General features: G+C 72.0%; 19 protein-coding genes. 9 read left to right on the forward strand and 10 right to left on the reverse strand.

Annotated elements, in window-relative coordinates:
• Positions 1 to 109: 109 nt before the first annotated feature.
• Both ACGH48_RS09460 and ACGH48_RS09465 read right to left on the reverse strand, forming a co-directional pair.
• A complete protein-coding gene (locus tag ACGH48_RS09460) occupies positions 110 to 1,303 on the reverse strand; it encodes a hypothetical protein (RefSeq protein WP_396288265.1) in 1,194 nt (397 codons plus the stop codon).
• Between the two features lie 99 nt (positions 1,304 to 1,402).
• Positions 1,403 to 1,819 carry a PLDc N-terminal domain-containing protein gene (locus tag ACGH48_RS09465; RefSeq protein ID WP_123313122.1) on the reverse strand — a complete coding sequence of 139 codons (417 nt, stop codon included), beginning with the start codon at positions 1,817 to 1,819 and terminating at the stop codon, positions 1,403 to 1,405.
• Positions 1,820 to 2,392: 573 nt separating this feature from the next.
• Between ACGH48_RS09465 and ACGH48_RS09470 the strand changes: the two genes are divergently transcribed.
• Positions 2,393 to 4,270, forward strand: a complete 1,878-nt coding sequence (locus ACGH48_RS09470) for a heavy metal translocating P-type ATPase (RefSeq protein ID WP_148061758.1) — start codon at positions 2,393 to 2,395, stop codon at positions 4,268 to 4,270.
• Here the strand turns inward: ACGH48_RS09470 and ACGH48_RS09475 are convergent.
• Complete coding sequence (locus ACGH48_RS09475) at positions 4,245 to 5,075, reverse strand: universal stress protein (protein ID WP_123312725.1); 831 nt, start codon at positions 5,073 to 5,075, stop codon at positions 4,245 to 4,247. The two genes, ACGH48_RS09470 and ACGH48_RS09475, sit on opposite strands and share 26 nt — an antisense overlap.
• 254 nt (positions 5,076 to 5,329) lie before the next feature.
• Between ACGH48_RS09475 and ACGH48_RS09480 the strand changes: the two genes are divergently transcribed.
• Positions 5,330 to 6,112, forward strand: coding sequence for an SDR family NAD(P)-dependent oxidoreductase (locus ACGH48_RS09480; protein ID WP_123312724.1), 783 nt, complete (start codon positions 5,330 to 5,332; stop codon positions 6,110 to 6,112).
• Positions 6,113 to 6,129: 17 nt separating this feature from the next.
• Here the strand turns inward: ACGH48_RS09480 and ACGH48_RS09485 are convergent, their stop codons facing one another.
• Complete coding sequence (locus ACGH48_RS09485; RefSeq protein ID WP_123312723.1) at positions 6,130 to 6,594, reverse strand: DUF2231 domain-containing protein; 465 nt, start codon at positions 6,592 to 6,594, stop codon at positions 6,130 to 6,132.
• Positions 6,595 to 6,718: 124 nt separating this feature from the next.
• On the opposite strand from ACGH48_RS09485, the gene ACGH48_RS09490 reads away from it, so the two are divergent.
• From ACGH48_RS09490 to ACGH48_RS09515, 6 genes are all read left to right on the forward strand, one after another.
• Positions 6,719 to 7,438: a VIT family protein gene (locus ACGH48_RS09490; protein ID WP_396288267.1), complete on the forward strand. Its 720-nt coding sequence runs from the start codon at positions 6,719 to 6,721 to the stop codon at positions 7,436 to 7,438.
• Between the two features lies 1 nt (position 7,439).
• The gene (locus ACGH48_RS09495) at positions 7,440 to 8,123 is read left to right on the forward strand and encodes a response regulator transcription factor (RefSeq protein WP_396288268.1); all 684 of its coding nucleotides are present in this window, start codon (positions 7,440 to 7,442) and stop codon (positions 8,121 to 8,123) included.
• A complete protein-coding gene (locus ACGH48_RS09500) occupies positions 8,120 to 9,484 on the forward strand; it encodes an ATP-binding protein (RefSeq protein WP_396288270.1) in 1,365 nt (454 codons plus the stop codon). The genes ACGH48_RS09495 and ACGH48_RS09500 overlap by 4 nt, the downstream gene beginning before the upstream one ends.
• Positions 9,485 to 9,611: 127 nt before the next feature.
• Positions 9,612 to 11,078 carry a ferric reductase-like transmembrane domain-containing protein gene (locus ACGH48_RS09505; protein WP_396288271.1) on the forward strand — a complete coding sequence of 489 codons (1,467 nt, stop codon included), beginning with the start codon at positions 9,612 to 9,614 and terminating at the stop codon, positions 11,076 to 11,078.
• Positions 11,075 to 11,545, forward strand: coding sequence for an FMN-binding protein (locus ACGH48_RS09510; protein WP_396288273.1), 471 nt, complete (start codon positions 11,075 to 11,077; stop codon positions 11,543 to 11,545). Before ACGH48_RS09505 ends, ACGH48_RS09510 begins: the two co-directional genes overlap by 4 nt.
• Complete coding sequence (locus ACGH48_RS09515; protein ID WP_396288274.1) at positions 11,542 to 12,288, forward strand: FAD:protein FMN transferase; 747 nt, start codon at positions 11,542 to 11,544, stop codon at positions 12,286 to 12,288. The genes ACGH48_RS09510 and ACGH48_RS09515 overlap by 4 nt, the downstream gene beginning before the upstream one ends.
• A 19-nt stretch (positions 12,289 to 12,307) precedes the next feature.
• Here ACGH48_RS09515 and ACGH48_RS09520 read toward each other — a convergent pair whose 3' ends face one another.
• Positions 12,308 to 12,985: a BON domain-containing protein gene (locus tag ACGH48_RS09520; protein ID WP_396288275.1), complete on the reverse strand. Its 678-nt coding sequence runs from the start codon at positions 12,983 to 12,985 to the stop codon at positions 12,308 to 12,310.
• 158 nt (positions 12,986 to 13,143) lie between these two features.
• On the opposite strand from ACGH48_RS09520, the gene ACGH48_RS09525 reads away from it, so the two are divergent.
• On the forward strand, positions 13,144 to 13,986 hold the full coding sequence (locus ACGH48_RS09525) for a universal stress protein (protein WP_396288276.1): 843 nt from the start codon (positions 13,144 to 13,146) through the stop codon (positions 13,984 to 13,986).
• A 23-nt stretch (positions 13,987 to 14,009) separates the two neighbouring features.
• Here ACGH48_RS09525 and ACGH48_RS09530 read toward each other — a convergent pair whose 3' ends face one another.
• From ACGH48_RS09530 to ACGH48_RS09550, 5 genes are all read right to left on the reverse strand, one after another.
• Positions 14,010 to 14,465, reverse strand: coding sequence for a BON domain-containing protein (locus ACGH48_RS09530; RefSeq protein ID WP_396288277.1), 456 nt, complete (start codon positions 14,463 to 14,465; stop codon positions 14,010 to 14,012).
• 149 nt (positions 14,466 to 14,614) lie between these two features.
• On the reverse strand, positions 14,615 to 15,097 hold the full coding sequence (locus ACGH48_RS09535) for a pyridoxamine 5'-phosphate oxidase family protein (RefSeq protein WP_396288278.1): 483 nt from the start codon (positions 15,095 to 15,097) through the stop codon (positions 14,615 to 14,617).
• Positions 15,094 to 15,360: a hypothetical protein gene (locus ACGH48_RS09540; RefSeq protein WP_396288279.1), complete on the reverse strand. Its 267-nt coding sequence runs from the start codon at positions 15,358 to 15,360 to the stop codon at positions 15,094 to 15,096. Before ACGH48_RS09540 ends, ACGH48_RS09535 begins: the two co-directional genes overlap by 4 nt.
• Complete coding sequence (gene adhP / locus ACGH48_RS09545; RefSeq protein WP_396288280.1) at positions 15,357 to 16,421, reverse strand: alcohol dehydrogenase AdhP; 1,065 nt, start codon at positions 16,419 to 16,421, stop codon at positions 15,357 to 15,359. Before adhP ends, ACGH48_RS09540 begins: the two co-directional genes overlap by 4 nt.
• Before the next feature lie 65 nt (positions 16,422 to 16,486).
• Positions 16,487 to 17,146, reverse strand: coding sequence for a hypothetical protein (locus tag ACGH48_RS09550; RefSeq protein ID WP_396288281.1), 660 nt, complete (start codon positions 17,144 to 17,146; stop codon positions 16,487 to 16,489).
• Between the last annotated feature and the right edge of the window lie 90 nt (positions 17,147 to 17,236).

Below are 17,236 nucleotides of genomic sequence, written 5' to 3' on the forward strand. Positions count from 1 at the left end.
CCTGGGGTTTCGTGTTCCTCTGCGCGTTCGTCGGCGCCGCGGTCTCCTTCACCTCAGCGTCGGACGGGAGCTTCGGCGGCCTTCGTCGGGTGGCGAAGCCACAGCCGCGTCATGTGGTCGCATCGGTCCCGGACTCGCCAGCACGTGTCGTCGCCACAGGGGTCCTGGTCGCACCGGTGAGCGGCGCGCCGTCCCCTGTGGACGACTCCGGTGGTCCGCCGGTCGCCGGTGCACGCCACGGTCGCCTCCGTGCGAACGCGAGCAGCTGTGCGCCGGTCCCGAGCAGGACCACGAGCACCCAGACCGCGATGTTCAGGAACGGGACGTGCAGGGCCACGACGAGGATCGCGCCGCCGACGAGCGAGGTCACGACCGCACCACGCCGGTCGCGGAACACGACGCGACCGACGTAGTGGGCGCCGTACGGGAACGAGGCAAGGCACAGGACCGACCAGACGACCAGCACAGCGAGCGCCAACGGCGCACCGACGAGCGTCACGAGGAGGACGAGGATCCCGGCAGGTACGGCCAGGGACGCGACGAAGCCGACCAGTAGCGCTCTCCACGGGGTCGGGTACAGCTGATCCGTGACCTCTCGGAGGACGCGGGGCACGAGGAGTGCCGTCGCCGACGTGATGAGGCTGAGCGCGACAAGTGCGGCGAGCAGACCCACCAGCCAGGCGAGGAACGTCGCTGCCGGCCGTGCCGGAGCGTCGTCCGAGCTCGACGGTTCGCTCCGCTCGACCGTCCCTGCGACGGCTCCCGTGCGGATCGAAGCCTCCTGGTCGCTGACGTACGAGACGTCTCCGCCGACGTTCCCGCTGATGGACAGGCCACCGACGTTCAACCGCAGGTGGCGCCCGACGTCCCCGGCGATGCGCACGGCGCCGGCAGAGGCGACCACGTCGTCGCCGAACGACCCGGCTGCGGGAATGGTCAACTCCGCCGCGGCGATCGTCCCGCTGCGACTCACGTCGCCGCTCACGGAGACGTCCTGTCCGGCCAGCCGGACGTCGCCGTCCACGGAACCGCTCACCACGATGGTCTGGGCCGCGACGATCACATCGCCTCGGACGTCCCCACGGATCGTGACGACCCTGCCCGTGGCGTACACGTCGCCGTCGACGTCCGTTGTGATGTCGATGTCGGATCCGCTGTAGAAGCGAGGACCGGGATCGGACGCCGCGAAGGATGCGCCGTCGCTTCCCGTCATCGCGAGTGCCACACCGCCGGAACCTGCCACGAGGAGGCCGGCGGCCGTGAGCGTGACGAGTACCCGTGCCGTGGTCGACCGCGTGGTCACGGCGCTGGGATGGTGATCGAAGGAGTCATACCTGACTGTCCAGCGTCTCCAGGGCGACGGACAGGGCCTGAGGTCCCTCCGACGTGACCGGCCGGACGTTCACTCGTGGAGTGCGCGGCCCTTGAGGACGTCGAACTCCTCCGGCGTGATCGTTCCCTCGTCCAGCAGCGATCTCGCCGTGGCGATCTCATCGGCCGGGCTGCGACCGCGCGCCGCTCGTCCTCGAGCCGGTTCGTCCGACGAGGTGGACCGACCCGCGTCGCGCGCCGCACGGTCCTGCATCCCCTTGCCGCGAGCGACGAGGTAGACCAGGACGGTGAGGAACGGCACGAAGATCAAGAACGCGACCCACACCGCCTTCCACCAACCGTTCAGGGTGTGGTCACGGAACAGGTCAGCGATGACCGCGAACAGGGCCACGAGGTAGGCGACGAACGCGACGATCCAGAAGAAGGACCAGATGACGGCTGCGACACCGCCCCAGGGTCCGTCCCACGGACTGTTCCAGCTGAACATCATGAGTTCGCTCCGTTCGGTCGATCCTGCGCGCACGGACGATCGGGTCGGCCCGCGCTGACGACCTTCGGGTCTCGAGTCCGACGCGCACAGGGGCGAACGTCCCGCCGTGCCGCCTCCTGCTGGACGCGAGGGACCGAGGCCTGGCGGACGTCGTGGAGCTGGTCATCGACGCGGTCAATCAGGCTGAACACGTCGTCGGCGCGGCCCCGCACCTTCGCAGCGAGCAGGAGCGGTGACGGGCGCGCACGACCGCGACCACCCGCACCCGCACGGCGGGTCGCGGGGCTTGCTCCAGCGGTCCGTGACGTCCGCCTCCGCTGGACCGGACACAGGCTGACGGGGTCCGCGACGATCGAGGTCGCGACCGCTGACCTGCACGGCGCCACCCACCTCGCGGCGCACGCCGAGGAGCACCTCCGCCACGCGATGCGGAACATCGACGTCTTCACGGTCACGCCCGCGGTTCCCCCGGCCGGCTGACGGAGGACCTTCGACCCTCGATGCAGCGCCGGTGACCGCCGACACTCGTCACGACGCCCACCGGCGTCGTTGCTCGACGTCGGAGGCTCCGTGGCACGGTCGTCGCAGGGAACGCTCGTCCGCACACGACTCGTCGTGGTGTCCGCGGTGGGGACCGCGGCACTCGTCGCGGCCTGGTCCGGCGCCGGCGAGGTCGTGCCGCCGTTGCTCACCCTGACGGCCCTGGCGGCCGCGGTCGTCGCAGCGGTCTCGATGGTCCGGGAGATGGTGCACGGACGCTTCGGGGTCGACCTCTTGGCGGTGACGGCGATCGTCGCGACCGTCGCGGTCGGCGAGTGGTTGGCGGCGTACGTCATCGTGCTCATGCTCGTCGGGGGAGAGGCGCTCGAGGCGCATGCGCAGCGCCGGGCCACGAGTCAGCTGTCACGGCTGCTCTCCGATGCTCCGAAGACCGCGCACCAGACGAGGGACGGGGTCGTCGTGGACGTCCCCGTCGCCGACGTGGCGGTCGGGGACGTGCTCGTCGTCCGACCGTACGAGGTGGTGCCCGTCGACGGCGTGCTGGTGTCGGGCACAGCGACGTTCGACGAGTCGAGGCTGACCGGGGAGAGCGTGCCGGTCGGCGCGGCGGAGGGGGACGCGGTCCCGAGCGGCGCGGTCAACGGCACGGCCGCGGTGCTGCTGCGGGCGAGCCGACCAGCGGCGGCCAGCGAGTACCAGCAGATCGTCGCCCTCGTCTCCGGAGCGATGTCCTCGCGGTCGCCGATGGTCCGTCTCGCGGACCGGTACGCGCCGTGGTTCACCGCCTTCGCCGTCGTCCTCGGCGCCGTGGCCTGGTGGCTCTCCGGGGATCCGCGACGATTCGCCGAGGTCCTGGTCCTCGCCACTCCGTGCCCGATGCTGATCGCAGCGCCGGTGGCGTTCCTCGGCGGAATCGGGCGCGCTGCCCGGGCGGACGTCGTGGTCAAGGACGCGTCGGTGCTGGAACGGCTCGCGGCGGTCCGCACCGTCGTGTTCGACAAGACCGGCACCCTCACGCTCGGTCGCCCGACACTCGAGCACGTCGTGACCACCGCTGACGGACCGGACCGCGTCCGGCTCCTGCAGCTCGCGGCCAGCGCGGAGCAGTACTCCTCCCACACGCTCGCGGCCTCCGTCGTCGCGGCGGCGCGGGCCGAGGGCATCGGGCTGTGCGGGGCCAGGAACGCCGTCGAATCCGAGTCGGACGGCGTCGTGGCCGAGGTCGACGCGCACGAGGTCGCCGTCGGGACACTCGCCTTCGCTCGGCGACGTGCTCCGGAGGCAGACCCGCTCGACGTCCCCGGAGGTCGGGTCGTGTCCTACGTCCTCGTGGACGGACGCCCCGCCGGCGCGCTCGTCCTCCGTGACCCGATCCGGTCCGAGGCCCGGGCGACGATCGCGGAGCTCCGGCAGCTGGGGATCGCCGACGTCGTGATGCTCACGGGCGACGCGCTCGCGACGGCCGACGCGGTGGCCGCGGACGTCGGCGTTGCCGTGCTCCGAGCCGAGTGCCGCCCGGGCGACAAGGTCTCCTCGGTGCGGGCGCTCACCGCTCGGCCCGTCCTGATGATCGGCGACGGGGTCAACGACGCCCCGGTGCTCGCCGTCGCCGACGTCGGGGTGGCGATGGGAGCGCGCGGTGCGTCGGCCGCGAGTGACACCGCCGATGCCGTCGTCCTGGTCGAGTCGGTCGAACGGGTCGCGGTCGCCGTCCGGATCGGCCGTGAGACGGTCCGGATCGCGCGCCAGGGCATCTGGATCGGGATGGGCGCCTCGATCGGACTCATGCTCGTGGCATCGACGGGTGTCGTGCCCGCCGTCGCCGGAGCGTTGTTGCAGGAGGCGGTCGACGTCGTGACGATCGTCGCATCGCTCCGGGCGACCGCCGGTCCGGCCGCTGCCACGGGCCGTGGCGACCCGGTCAGTCGACCGGCACCGGCACGATGACGACCGGCGTCTTCGACCGGTGCATCGTCTCGCGGGCAACGGAGCCGAACAGCTCGCCGCCGATCGTGGTGCGGTGGCGTCGACCGACGACGATGAGCGAGGCCTCGACACCGGCCTTCGCGAGTGCTTCTCCTGCGTCGCCCTCCCAGAGCGTGGCCCGGACGGAGACGGCCGGTTCCCGGTGCGCGGCTTCGCGTTCCGCCGTGCCGAGCACGAGGCGCGCGGATTGCTCGTCGGCGCTCGACGCGTCCTCGAGCAGTGCGATCGGTCGCGCTGCGACGGGTGCCGTCACCCGCCATGCGTGCACGAGCCGGACCGAGCGCCCGGTGCGTCGCGCTTCGTGCAGCCCGAAGGCGAGCGCGGCCTCAGCGGTGCCGGCGTCGATCCCGACGACGATCGGTCCGCTCCCGAAGGTCCAGTCGTCGGGGACGACGACGGTGGGCACCGGTGCCCGTGTCGCGATGCGGTCGGGGAACGAGCCCGTCAGCGCTGAGCGGACCCTGCGGTTCCGGTGCGCCCCGATGACCACGAGATCGGCCTCGGCCGTGTCGTCCACGAGCGCATCAGCGGCGAAGCCGCGTTCGACGGACGTCTCGACGACGGTCCCCGGGGCGGTCCCGCGGACGAACGCCGCGGCCTCCGCGAGGCGCTCGCGCACGACGAACACGCCGGTGTCGGCCACCTCGAGCGCGTGCACGATCCGAACGCGTGCCGCACCGTCGGCAGCACGGTTCGCCACCCACCGCAGGGCCGTCCAGCTGGCCTGGGACGCGTCGAGGCCGACGAGGATCCGCTCAACGGACATGGTGCGCTCCTGCTCTTCGGTTGACCGCGCGCGTGCAGCACGCGCGGCGACGATAACCGGTCGGCTCGTCACCGAGGCGGGCCGAACGTCCCGCGGAACGGAGCGCCGCCGGGGCGAAGGACCCTGGCGCGGACGGGCAGCCGGCGCTGAGGTGGACACGAGCCGGGCGCACCGGCCGAGCGGGCCGTCGGGCTGCGCCGGGCACACCGGCCGAGGCGACGGACCCGCACCACCCACGAGCGACGGGAACGACCATGGACGAGACGACGACAGGGACGACGGCGACGCCGACGGCGGGGCGCTTCACCGGGCGGACCGTGATCGTCACGGGTGCCGGGGCAGGCATCGGCAGGGCGACGACCGAGCGGCTGATCGCCGAGGGGGCCCGGGTGGTCGGGGTCGACCTGCTCGCCGATCGGCTGGACGACCTCGTCGCCGCGCTCCGTTCGGATCGTCTGGTCACCGTCTCAGGCGACCTCGCCGACCGCCCGGTGGTCGACCGGGTCGTCGCAGCCGCGGGTGGGCAGGTCGACGGGCTCGCCAACGTCGCCGGCATCATGGACGGGTTCGTCCCGACTGCCGAGCTCGACGACGACGTATGGGACCGTGTCCTCGCCGTCAACCTGACCGCGGTCATGCGACTCACCCGGGCGGTCCTGCCGACGATGATCCGGGCAGGGAGGGGGAGCATCGTCACGGTGTCCTCCGAAGCCGGCTTGCGGGGCTCCGCAGCGGGCACTGCCTACACCACGTCGAAGCACGCGGTGCACGGCTTCACGCTGAGCACGGCGTTCTTCTACGCCCCGGCGGGGGTCCGGTGCAACGCGGTCGCGCCCGGCGCGGTGGCCACGAGCATCGAGGCGCCGTTCCGGTCGCAGTACGCCGGAGAGCGGCTCGGGCCGTACCTGCAGACGAACGTGCCGCCGATCGCCACTGCGCAGCAGCTCGCGGCCGCGATCACGTGGCTGCTGAGCGACGACTCGGCGAACGTGACGGGCGCGGTGGTGCCGTCCGACGGCGGGTGGTCGGCGATCTGATGCGCCGTGCGGTGCGACTAGCCCTTCCAGACGGACTCGGCACCCGCGTGACCGATGACCACGACCTCGATCATCGAGACGACGCCGACGGCGATCAGGGCGACCGGGACGACGATCGCGACTGCGCGAAGGGTGCCGCCGCTCGTCACCCGAGCTGTTCCGAACCGGTGCCATCCCCACCACAGCACCAGGAGCACGAAGACCGCGATCGACCACGGCAGCAGCCCGTCGGCGAGCTCGGTGTGTCGCTCGAGGAGCGCCGTCTCCTGCTCACGGTGTTCGAGCCACTCGCCCGACGACGTCGCCAGGGGGACCGAGACGAGGGCGACCAGGCCGATGATCGGCGCTCCGACCGCGAGCCACCGTCGCGCTGCGGGCCACACCGCCACCACGATCGCGGTCAGTGCCGCGACCGGAACCGCGACGGAGGTCAGGTGGACGAAGAGGGGGTGGAGCGGGATCCCGCCGAACTGCCAGTCCATGACGGCCTTTCACGTCGTGCGCCGATCAGTCACGGCGCTGTGCGACCACACAACACGATCCGCGCGTTCGCATCGTTCGAAACCTCACACGAACGGGACGACCCGGACATGGTTCGCTGAGACCATGACCACCTCGGAGCCGCACGCAGGCGAAGCACACACGGGCGACCTCGCGGCGCGCCTGAACTGGCTCCGCGCCGGAGTCCTCGGGGCGAACGACGGGATCGTGTCGACGGCGTCGATCGTCGTGGGTGTCGCAGGCGCCTGGTCGTCCGTCCCGGCGATCGCGACGGCCGGCATCGCGGCCCTCGTCGGCGGTGCGGTGTCGATGGCGCTGGGCGAGTACGTCTCGGTGAGCAGTCAGAAGGACAGCCAGCAGTCCCTCATCGAGAAGGAGCGCCGAGAGTTGGCGGACGACCCCGTCGCCGAGCTCGAGGAGCTCACCCAGCTGTGGCAGGGCCGTGGTCTCCGCCGGTCCACGGCCGAGCGAGTGGCGTCCGAACTGACCGAGCGCGACGCCCTCGCCGCACACCTGACCACCGAGCTCGGCATCGACGAGGACGAGGTCGTCAGCCCGTGGCACGCTGCGTTCGCGTCGGCGGCTGCGTTCTCGATCGGGGCGATCCTTCCGCTGCTGGCGATCCTGCTGCCGCCGGAAGGAGTGCGCGTGCCGGTCACGTTCGTGGTCGTGCTCGTCGCGCTCGCACTGACCGGCGCCACGGGTGCGCGGATCGGAGGGGGGTCGATGGTCCGTGCCACCGTGCGTGTGGTGGTCGGCGGAGCACTGGCCCTGGCGGCCACCTTCCTCATCGGCTCACTGCTCGGCACGAGCGGGGCGGTGTGACGTGGCGAACATCCTGGTGGTGGAGGACGATCCGGAGATGGGTGCCCTCGTCGACCGCGGTCTGGCAGGCGAAGGGCACGCGGTCACGGTCGTGACGGACGGCATCGCCGCCCTCGTGCAGGCCCGGTCGCAGGCGTTCGACGCCGCGGCCATCGACGTCATGCTGCCGGAGATGACGGGGTTCGAGGTCTGTCGTCGACTCCGCGAGATGGGATTCGACTTCCCCGTCGTCCTGGTGACCGCACGTGACGCGGTCGACGACCGCGTGTTCGGGCTGGACTCCGGGGCGGACGACTACCTGACCAAGCCGTTCGCGATCGCCGAGCTCAACGCCCGGATCCGGGCGCACCTGCGACGTCGTGCCGCCGGTACCTCGACCGTCGTGGAGGCCGGCGCGGTGCGGCTCGACCTCGTGGCCGTGCGTGCGTCGGTGCACGGGCGGGACCTACCACTGAGCGTCAAGGAGTTCTCGCTCCTGCGGTTCCTCATGCAGGGAGCACCCGACACGCGTACCCGGACCGAGGTGCTCGAGGAGGTCTGGGGGAGTGCCGAGCACTTCGACCCGACCATCGTCGACCAGTACGTCAGCTACGTGCGCAAGAAGCTGCAGGCCTCGGACGCCGACGTCGTCATCCGGACGGTGCGCGGCGTGGGGTACGCCCTCGAGGTCGTGCCGCCCGCATGAAGTCCCTGCGCTACCTGTCGATCCGTGCCCGGATCACCCTCGGGAGCCTGGTCGTCGGCGCCGTCGTGCTCTCCGGGGTCGCGGTCGTACTGCACGTGCAGATCGAACGCGCGACGGTCGCGACCGACCGGTCCCTCGCCTCCGGGGACGCCGCACCCTTCGTGTCCGACCTGCGGAACAACCCGGACGAGGCGCCGGACCGTCCAGCAGAGGACGTCCTCGTCGGGATCCGGTCGGCCTCCGGCGACTGGGTGGTCGATTCCCTGCCCCGCGACGTCCGTGCCGTGCTGCCCCCGTCGGTGCCTGACGACGACGTCGCGTTGCGGCTGCACACCGGTCACCGCGTCGTGACGGTCGTCGGGGTCCCGGTGCGGAACGACGTCGGGTCGTTCATCGTGTGGGCGGCGCACGACGGCCGGGCGGGGCAGGAGACGGTGGAGCGGGTCGACCGGTCCCTCGTCGTCGGCACGGTCCTGGCGCTGTTCGCCTTCTCGGCGACGGCCTGGCTGCTGTCCACCCTCGCCCTCCGTCCGGTGGGGCGGATGCGCCGCATCGCCGAGCACCTCAGTGCGGGGAACGGTGGCGGTCACCTCCCCGTCGGGGCGTCCGACGACGAACTCGCGGCGCTCGCGCGGACGCTCAACGCGTTCATCGACCGCCAACGCGAGAACACCGAGCGCGAGCGGCGGATGGTCTCCGACGCGAGCCACGAGCTCCGCACGCCGCTCGCCGCCCTGACCGCCCGGCTCGAACTCGCGCACCGGTCGTCGGGCGATGCCGTCGCACTCGAGCGCGAGCTGCGCGCCGCTGAGGGCGATGCCGCACGGCTCGTCGCGCTGGCGAACACCCTCCTCGAACTCAGCCGACTCGACGAGGCGGGAGTCGTCCCTTCGACGTCGGGCGCTGAGCTCGTCACCGAACTCATGGGGTCCATCGACCGTGCTCGCGCCATGTCGCACGCAGGTGGACGCGACATCGACTTCACCGTTGCCTTGACGGTCCCGGACGAGCGGTACGGACTCGAGCCCGCGGCGTTCGCGCGGGTCGTCGACAACCTCGTCGCGAACGCGATCGCGGCGGGAGAGGACCGCGGCGAGATCCGGGTCACGCTCGAGCAGTCCGCCGACGGCCGACTCGATCTGCGTGTCGTCGACGACGGGCCCGGTGTCCCGGACGACTTCCTCCCGCAGGCCTTCGACCGCTTCACCCGGGCGGACAGCGCTCGACGCGCGGTCCTCGGTGGGAGCGGCCTCGGGCTCGCCCTCGTCCGCGGCATCGCCGAACGCGCGGGCGGGACGGCGGACCTCCGCAACGCGGCGTCCGGAGGTGCCGTCGCGACGGTCAGCCTCCCCGCGCACTGACCGGGACCGCCGCCGGGACCGATCACTCGAGGTCTCGAACGAAGGGCACGCTCCGTTCGGGGTCCGTCCACAGGACCGGTCCTGATGCTGTGAGTCTCCCGATCGCATCATGGAGAGGACCGAGACGATGATCGACACCGCTCACCGCGCACCGAGGGCCACCCCGAGCACGACCGGACACGGGGGTCTCCGAGGTGCCGTGCCGCCGGCCGAGTCCCTCGACGTGGCCGCACGACGCCGCCGACGAGCCGGCCGCCGTCGTGGTGCCGTGACCGATCTGCTCGGGATCCTCGCCTGGGTCTCCGCTGCCGTCGCCGTGACGCTCTGGCTCGCCACGCCCGGCTCGCACACGATCGTGGGGATCGGCGGCTGGCTGACCGACGCCGGGATCGTGGCAGGCCTCGTCGCCACGGACCTCGTCCTCGTCATGGTGGTGCTCGCCGCCCGCGTCCCCCTGATCGACCGGACGTTCGGCCAGGACAACGCCATCGCGGTCCACCGTTCGCTCGGGAAGCCGGTTCTGTACCTGCTGCTCGCGCACGGCGCTCTGCTCACGCTGGGCTACGGCGCTTCCGCAGGGACCGGTCCGATCGCCGAGACCATCGCACTGTTCTCGACACCGGACATGCCGCTCGCCTACCTCGGCCTCGGGCTGTTCGTCGCCGTGGTGGTCTCGTCCCTGGTCGCGGTGCGGCGCCGGATGCCGTACGAGGCGTGGCACCTCATCCACCTGCTCAGCTACGCCGCGGTGCTCGTCGCGCTGCCCCACATGCTCAGCGCCGGCGGTGTCCTCGCGCAGGGGACCTGGCAGCGCGGTTACTGGATCGCCCTGTACGTCGTGTCGCTCGGGCTGATCGCGGTCCACCGCTTCGCGATGCCGCTCGTGGTGACATTCCGGCATCGCATCCGTGTGGTCGGCGTCGAGACCATCGCCCCGGGGGTCGTGTCGATCCACCTCGCCGGACGGGACCTCGACGGCCTCGGTGCTCGCGGCGGGCAGTACGGTGTCTGGCGGTTCTGGACCGCGAAGACCTGGTGGCACGCCCACCCGGTGTCGTTCTCCGCGGTACCCGGTCGCGGTCGTGCACGGATCACCGTCCGTGACCTCGGTGCAGGGTCCGCTCGACTCGGACGCATCACGCCCGGAGCGCTCGTGTCCCTCGAGGGCCCGTACGGCCTGTTCACCAGCCGGGCCCGGACAGCCCCGTACCTCTCACTCGTCGCCTCCGGGGTCGGGATCACTCCCGTTCGTGCGCTGCTCGAGGACACCGACCTGCGGCCGGGCGAGGCGACCGTGCTCCTGCGCGGAACCGGCGTCGACCAGCAGTACCTGTGGCACGAGACGGCCGAGCTCGCCGAGGCGACCGGCAGCCGGCTGTACACGATGGTCGGCCACCGAGCGCGGTCCCGCGAGAGCTGGATGACCGAGGAGGACGTCCGGCGCGGTGTCACCCTCCGCTCCGTGTTCCCACGGTTGCTCGAATCGGACCTGTACGTCTGCGGCCCCCGTGCGTGGTCCGACCTCGTCGTCAGCGAAGCACGGCTGGCAGGAGTACCGGAACACCGGATCCACCAGGAACGGTTCGAGTCATGAGGACACGCGTGATCACCGGCGGCGTCGTGTCGTCGCTCGCAGTACTCGTGATCGGGTGGCAGCTCGGGGGCCAGCCCGCAGTCACGGCTCCGGCAGAGCACGCCACGACCTCGGGCAGTGGCACCGACTCCGGCGGTACGAGCAGCAGCGGGAGCACGGGCGCGAGCAGTGGACCGACCGGGTCGGCTGCCTCCGGCACCTTCGCCGGCGAAGCCGTGCAGACCCGCTACGGACCGGTCCGGGTGCAGATCACCGTGGCGAGCGGGAAGCTCACCGACGTCACCGCCCTCCAGCTCACGGACAGCGACGGCCGGTCGGTGCAGATCAGTCAGCAGGCGGCACCGATCCTGCGCCAGGAGGCCCTGCAGGCGCAGTCCGCGCAGATCCAGTCGGTGAGTGGTGCGACCTTCACGAGTCAGGGCTACACGACGTCGCTCCAGTCCGCGATCGACGCGGCCGGGCTGTGAGCGTCCAGACCTTCGACACGATGGGAACCGTCGTCAGCCTCCGGGGAGCGACCCCGGAGGCTGCTGCCGAGGTCCGTGCCGTCTTCGCCGGCTACGACCACCGGTACAGCCTGTACGACCCGGCGTCGGTGCTGAGCCGCGTCGCCGAGGGATCGCTCCGGCTGTCCGACACCCCGGCATCGGTCCGCGACGTGTACGCGCTCGCGCTCCACTGGCGGGAACGGACCGGCGGTGCGTTCACTCCGCACCGCCCGGACGGCGTCGTCGACCTGTCCGGTGTCGTGAAGGCCCTGGCCATCCGTGACGCCGGAACGGTCCTCGACGGTGTCGCCGACGACTGGATGATCAGCGCCGGAGGAGACGTGCTCATCCGGGGACACCACGGCGGCGACGAGCCGTGGAGCGTCGGCGTGGTGAACCCGACCCGTCGGGACACGGTCGTCGGTGTCGTCCACCTTGATGCGCCGGGCCGTGCCGTCGCGACCTCGGGGACCACCGAACGCGGCGAACACATCTGGCGGCGAGCGGCCCCGACCTTCGTGCAGGCGACCGTCGTCGCTGACGACATCGTCACCGCGGACGTCCTCGCGACGGCGGTCGTCGCGGGCGATGCCGACGATCTCCGCAGGCTCACGAGCGACGCCGGCGTCGACGTGCTCGCGTTCGCGGCGGACGGCACGGTGTGGGCGACCCCCGAAGCGTCGGCCTGGATCCGGCCCATGGGTGCGCCCCCGGCGAGCTGATCCGGCGTCGACCGGTCGATCAGGTGTTCTCCACCACGACGCGGTCCTCGACCTCGGTCACGTGCGGTGAACGCCAGGCTGCGATCTCCGCTTGACGACGTTCGGCCCAGGTCCGTGCCGACCCGGAGAGGGTCACTGTCGTGCCGACCACGCCGACCTGGATCCGGTCCGCGTCCAGCTCAGCGTTCCGGACGAGCGCCTGCCGGATCCGCTTCGCGGTGTCCGGAGCGCTCGGGCGCGGCGTGAGCTCCAGCCGGTCGAGGACGAACTGCACTCCATCGACGCGCTCCGCGTCGCGGACGGCCGCGAGTCGCTGGAAGTACCAGTGGGTCGAACCGGTGAGCGTGACGATCTGGTCACGGGCCTGCACGTCGACGGTCTCCGACGGCACCGTGGCGTCGGCGTCGGCGTCGAGCGCGGCACGGACGGCGGAGGCGATGTCGGCGTCGGTGCGGACGTTCGGTCCCCGGACGCCGAGCTCCTCCGCGAGGCCGCGCACTCCGGTCACACGGAGCGCGGCCTTGCCGGCCTGCACGCGCTCGGCGTGGCTCCCGACCTGGCCGGTGAGGGTCACCACGCCGTGCTCGACAGCGACGCCGATCCCTGCTGCCTCGAGTCCCGGTGTCCAGTCGAGCTCTTCTTCCACGTCGCTCTTCACGTCGGCGTCCGGACGGTGGTGCACGGTGTCGTCAGTCATGGCCCCAGGTTCGCGAGAACGACACGTGACCACCACGGTCCAACGTCCCGCAGTCGGGGATCGCTCACGGTGGGACCTTCGTCTCTCGGCGATCCGGTGGCAGGCGTCGTACGGTCACCGGCACGGGCCAGCGCCCGAGCAACCGGACGGAGTGGGCGATGCACGAGCAGGTCGAACGGATCACGATCGGCATCGACGACACGGAGGCCAGCTGGTCCGCTCTCCGCTGGGTGGCAGAACGTGCGGCGCGGCACCCGTGTCGGGTCCGGATCGTGCGTGCCGTCGACCCGCTCGAGCCCGAGGAGACCTGGACCCACCACCGTCTCGTCGCCGGGCGGTCCCTGATCGTGGTGTCCGCGCCGGGCACCGAGGTGGAGCTCGCGGCACCACCGGAACCGATCCTGGACGCACTCGTCGCCCACGCCCGCGCGGAGGACCTGCTCGTGGTCGGCAGCCATCGACGTCGGCGGCTGCAGTCAGCGCTGACCGGGCTCCTGCCCGACCGGATCGCCGGCGCGTCGCCCGTGCCGACCGTCATCGTCCCGGACGACTGGCCGGCCGGACTGCTCGACGCTGACGTCGTGCTCGCGGTGGACGCCGACACCGCTCCGCAGGTCGTCGACTTCGCGATCGGCGAGGCCTGGCGCCACGGCGCGGTCCTGCGAGTGGTGCACACGTGGCTGGAGCCTGCTCCGGTCGGGCAACCGGTGCTCGCCTCGGCCTCGGAGTCCCCGATCGCCGAACGCACGAGCGCCGAACACGTCCTGGACGACGTGGTCAGGCGCATCACCGCGGTCGCACCGGAGCTGGCCGTCCGCTCGGAGGTCCTCCACGGCACCGCCGGGTCCACCGTCGCGTCCGCCGCGGAGCACCACGGGCTGGTCGTCGTCGGGCGTCGGCACCGCTCCGTCTTCGGCGGTGCGGTGCTCGGCTCCGTGGCGCAGGACCTGATGGCCGAGTCGAGCACCGCGCTGTGCGTCGTCCCGGTCCCGCCCGTCTGACCGGGCAGCACCCGCTGGCACCGTCAGGTGACGACGAGCAGGTCCACGACGAAGTGCACGCCGGGACACCTCGCGGCGGCGGCGTGCAACGAGCGGCGATCCGCGTCCGACCCGACCGCACCGGAGAGTGTGACGACGTGGTCGAGCACCCGCGGTGCGACGGCGGCCGTCGGCACAGCGAGGGTGATCGCGTTCGTCACCCGTGCGGTGACGGCTGCGTCCGTCTCGTCCGGGTCGCAGTCGTACCCGCGCACGACGATCCGGTTCTCCACCGCGAGTCCGGGCGCGGCCTGCTCGGCCAGCCCGACCGCGGTGACCCGGTCGCTGTGGCAGCCGACGTCACCGGTCAGCACGACGCGACCGTCGCGGACCGTGGCGTCGAGGGTGCTCGCGTCGAGGGAACGCTCCGCGGACCAGGCCTGCAGGAGCCGACCTCGGACGGTCGACGGTGCTTCGTGGTGGGGAGCCCGGGTGTCCATGCAGCCATCGTCGGGGGCGCCGGTGCCGGCGCCGAGTGTCCAAGGTCCCGCCACCACGAGCGCCCGACTCGGTCGTGACGGACGGGAGGCGCGGTGCGGGCCCGCACCGCGCCTCCCGTCCGTCACGCTGGTCACGTCCACGACGCGACTCACGGCGCCGCCTGGTCGAACAGCCGTCCGGTGATCGACGTGGGTTCGAGGACGACCGTGGCCCGCTTCGGGGTCGGGAGCATGGACCGGAGGCGCTGCGCGGTGACGTGACGGGTGTCCGGCTGGTGTCCCGTCCCCTTCGCGACGACGCTCCAGGCAGTCCAGCCGTCGTGTTCGTCGACCTCCATCACCAGCTCGCGACCGTCCTGCACCGCTCCGAGGATGCTCGCGCTGGACGTGGCGAACACCAGTCGGCGTACCTCGGCGACGTAGTTCACCGGGATGACCTCGAGCGAGTCCTCGGTCCGGAACGCCACGCGCGCGGTGCGCGACCGGTGCAGCCGTTCCCAGCACTGGTCGGGATCGAGGGCGACGACGAGCTCGTCGACCGTGGGGACGTCCGGCGTCGCCATCGCGGGCAGGGGCAGTTCGTCACGGGTCGGTACCCCGTCCGGCGTACCCGCCGCGTCCGAGGGGGTCATGCCGCCACCACCCCTCGCTCGGTGCTGCGTCGCGCGTCCGACGTGAAGACGAGGCCACCGATCTCGAGGAGCGTGTCCGTGCGTCGGCACACGGTGGTGCCGAGTTCGACCGTGATCCGCTTGCCCCGCCGGTCCACGGCGATCACCGACACGGTCGACGGGGTGTCGTGCACCAGACGAGCGGACGACGTCCTCGCCAGGAGCGCCCAGCATTCGGCCGGATCGAGCGAACGATCCGCCGTGCCGACCGGCTGCGCCGTCATGGTCGGGCCTGTTCCGCCGGCCCGGCGACGAGCGGTTCCCGGTCGATCGTCGGCAGCTCGAAGACGATCCGTGCGGGAACCCGCCCGGCGAGGACGTCCGCCATCGACTCGTTCACGTCGCCCAACGGACGGCGGACCGACACGACACGGGTCCGCCCGGCAGCGTGCAGGGCGAACACCTCGGCGAGGTCCTGCCGCGTGCCGACGATGGACCCGATGATCGAGATGCCCTTGAGCACCGTGTCGAAGATCGGGATCGACATCGTGCCGTCCGCCGGCAGTGCGACGCACACCAGCCGCCCCCCGCGCTTCAGGGATGCGAAGGCCTGCTCGAACACCGACGCGGACGCGGCGAGCACGACCGCGACGTCGGCACCGCCGAGCTCCTGGACCTGTGCCGCGGCGTCACCGGACGACGCGTCGACGGTGTGGTCGGCGCCGAGGTCGCGAGCGAGCTGCAGTTTCTCCGGCTCGACGTCGACGCCGATCACCTGGCCACCGAACACCCGTGCGTACTGCACGGCCAGGTGTCCCAGACCACCGACACCGAACACGGCGACGGTCTCGGCCGGCACGACGTGCGCGACCTTGAGGGCCTTGTAGGTGGTGACGCCCGCGCAGGTGAGTGGCGCGGCGTCCCAGGGGTCGACGCCGGCGGGCACGGGGACGGCGTAGCGGGCGTCTGCGACCGCGAACTGGGCGAAGGCTCCGTCGACCGAGTAGCCGGTGTTCTGCTGGTGCTCGCAGAGGGTCTCGCGGCCGTCGATGCAGTACCGACAGGCGCCACATGCGTGTCCGAGCCAGGGGAGCGCCACGCGGTCGCCGATCCGCAGCTCGGTGACGCCTGCGCCCAGCTCCTCGACGACACCGACCCCCTCGTGTCCCGGGACGAAGGGCGGCGTCGGACGGACCGGCCAGTCGCCGCGCGCCGCGTGGATGTCGGTGTGGCACAGTCCCGATGCCTCGATGCGGACGAGTACCTGCCCGGGTCCTGGATCGGGGATCGGGCGTTCCTCGACGACGAGTGGCTGCCCGAGAGCGTGGACGACTGCTGCCTGCATGGTCGGCCTTTCCGGTGGACGCGGGACGGGACGCCGTGCCCCTCGCCGTGTCGGCGCTCGCACGGTCACGATGACCGAGACACCGCCGGCAGCGCAGGGTCGGAGGTCCCGTCGTCGGCTCCGCGGGACACCGCCATGGACACGATCGCGCTCGCGAGTCCCAGGGCAACGGGCGAGCGGTCCGTGATGCAGGTCGGTGAGAGCCACACGCTGCGGTCGGTCCTGCCCTGGACCAAGCGCTCCCCGAGGGTGACGTGGAGCATCCCACCGGGCAGCAGCGTCGCGAGGCCACGGAAGTACCGGAGCGCGCCGACGTCGACGTGTTGGGTGAGTCCCAGGACGACGGCCTCGCCGCCGATGAGGGCCGCGCCGAGGTGCACGGTGGCCAGGTCGAGCGGGAAGCCGTCGTCGACGACCAGCTCGGTCCGGAGCCCACCGACGTGCGTGTGCTCCTCGGCACGCCGCCCGAGGTGGACGGCGATGTCCTGCAGCATCTGGTCGCACCGTCCTGGGACGTCCGCCGTGTCGTTCGCGTCGCCAGGCGGAACGAACCCGTCACGCATCGGGGTGATCGTCCTGGCGACCGCGATGCCGCTGCACCGGGCGAGGAGGTCAGCCCGCTCGTGGTCGGTGCACGACGCCCAGGCTGCGCGCGCTGCGGTGCGTTGCCGTCGGGACCGAGCCGGGTGCGCGCCCGGAACGGTCGCTTGGAGCGTCGTGGTCATGGGTCGGGTCGCCTCGGACGATCAGCGGAAGGGCAACGATGACCGATGCGAAGGTGCTCCGTCAGGGCCGATGGTCCTGCGACCGGGCCC

It is taken from the genome of Curtobacterium pomorum (assembly GCF_044497295.1).
GTDB lineage: Bacteria > Actinomycetota > Actinomycetes > Actinomycetales > Microbacteriaceae > Curtobacterium.

Bases quoted from the DNA above. Each gene is read 5' to 3' on its own strand.
- ACGH48_RS09465 (WP_123313122.1), bottom strand. From the start codon at position 1,819: ATGTTCAGCTGGAACAGTCCGTGGGACGGACCCTGGGGCGGTGTCGCA.
- ACGH48_RS09475 (WP_123312725.1), bottom strand. From the start codon at position 5,075: ATGTCCGTTGAGCGGATCCTCGTCGGCCTCGACGCGTCCCAGGCCAGC.
- ACGH48_RS09480 (WP_123312724.1), top strand. From the start codon at position 5,330: ATGGACGAGACGACGACAGGGACGACGGCGACGCCGACGGCGGGGCGC.
- ACGH48_RS09485 (WP_123312723.1), bottom strand. From the start codon at position 6,594: ATGGACTGGCAGTTCGGCGGGATCCCGCTCCACCCCCTCTTCGTCCAC.
- ACGH48_RS09490 (WP_396288267.1), top strand. From the start codon at position 6,719: ATGACCACCTCGGAGCCGCACGCAGGCGAAGCACACACGGGCGACCTC.
- ACGH48_RS09500 (WP_396288270.1), top strand. From the start codon at position 8,120: ATGAAGTCCCTGCGCTACCTGTCGATCCGTGCCCGGATCACCCTCGGG.
- ACGH48_RS09505 (WP_396288271.1), top strand. From the start codon at position 9,612: ATGATCGACACCGCTCACCGCGCACCGAGGGCCACCCCGAGCACGACC.
- ACGH48_RS09510 (WP_396288273.1), top strand. From the start codon at position 11,075: ATGAGGACACGCGTGATCACCGGCGGCGTCGTGTCGTCGCTCGCAGTA.
- ACGH48_RS09520 (WP_396288275.1), bottom strand. From the start codon at position 12,985: ATGACTGACGACACCGTGCACCACCGTCCGGACGCCGACGTGAAGAGC.
- ACGH48_RS09525 (WP_396288276.1), top strand. From the start codon at position 13,144: ATGCACGAGCAGGTCGAACGGATCACGATCGGCATCGACGACACGGAG.
- ACGH48_RS09530 (WP_396288277.1), bottom strand. From the start codon at position 14,465: ATGGACACCCGGGCTCCCCACCACGAAGCACCGTCGACCGTCCGAGGT.
- ACGH48_RS09535 (WP_396288278.1), bottom strand. From the start codon at position 15,097: ATGACCCCCTCGGACGCGGCGGGTACGCCGGACGGGGTACCGACCCGT.
- ACGH48_RS09540 (WP_396288279.1), bottom strand. From the start codon at position 15,360: ATGACGGCGCAGCCGGTCGGCACGGCGGATCGTTCGCTCGATCCGGCC.
- adhP (WP_396288280.1), bottom strand. From the start codon at position 16,421: ATGCAGGCAGCAGTCGTCCACGCTCTCGGGCAGCCACTCGTCGTCGAG.
- ACGH48_RS09550 (WP_396288281.1), bottom strand. From the start codon at position 17,146: ATGACCACGACGCTCCAAGCGACCGTTCCGGGCGCGCACCCGGCTCGG.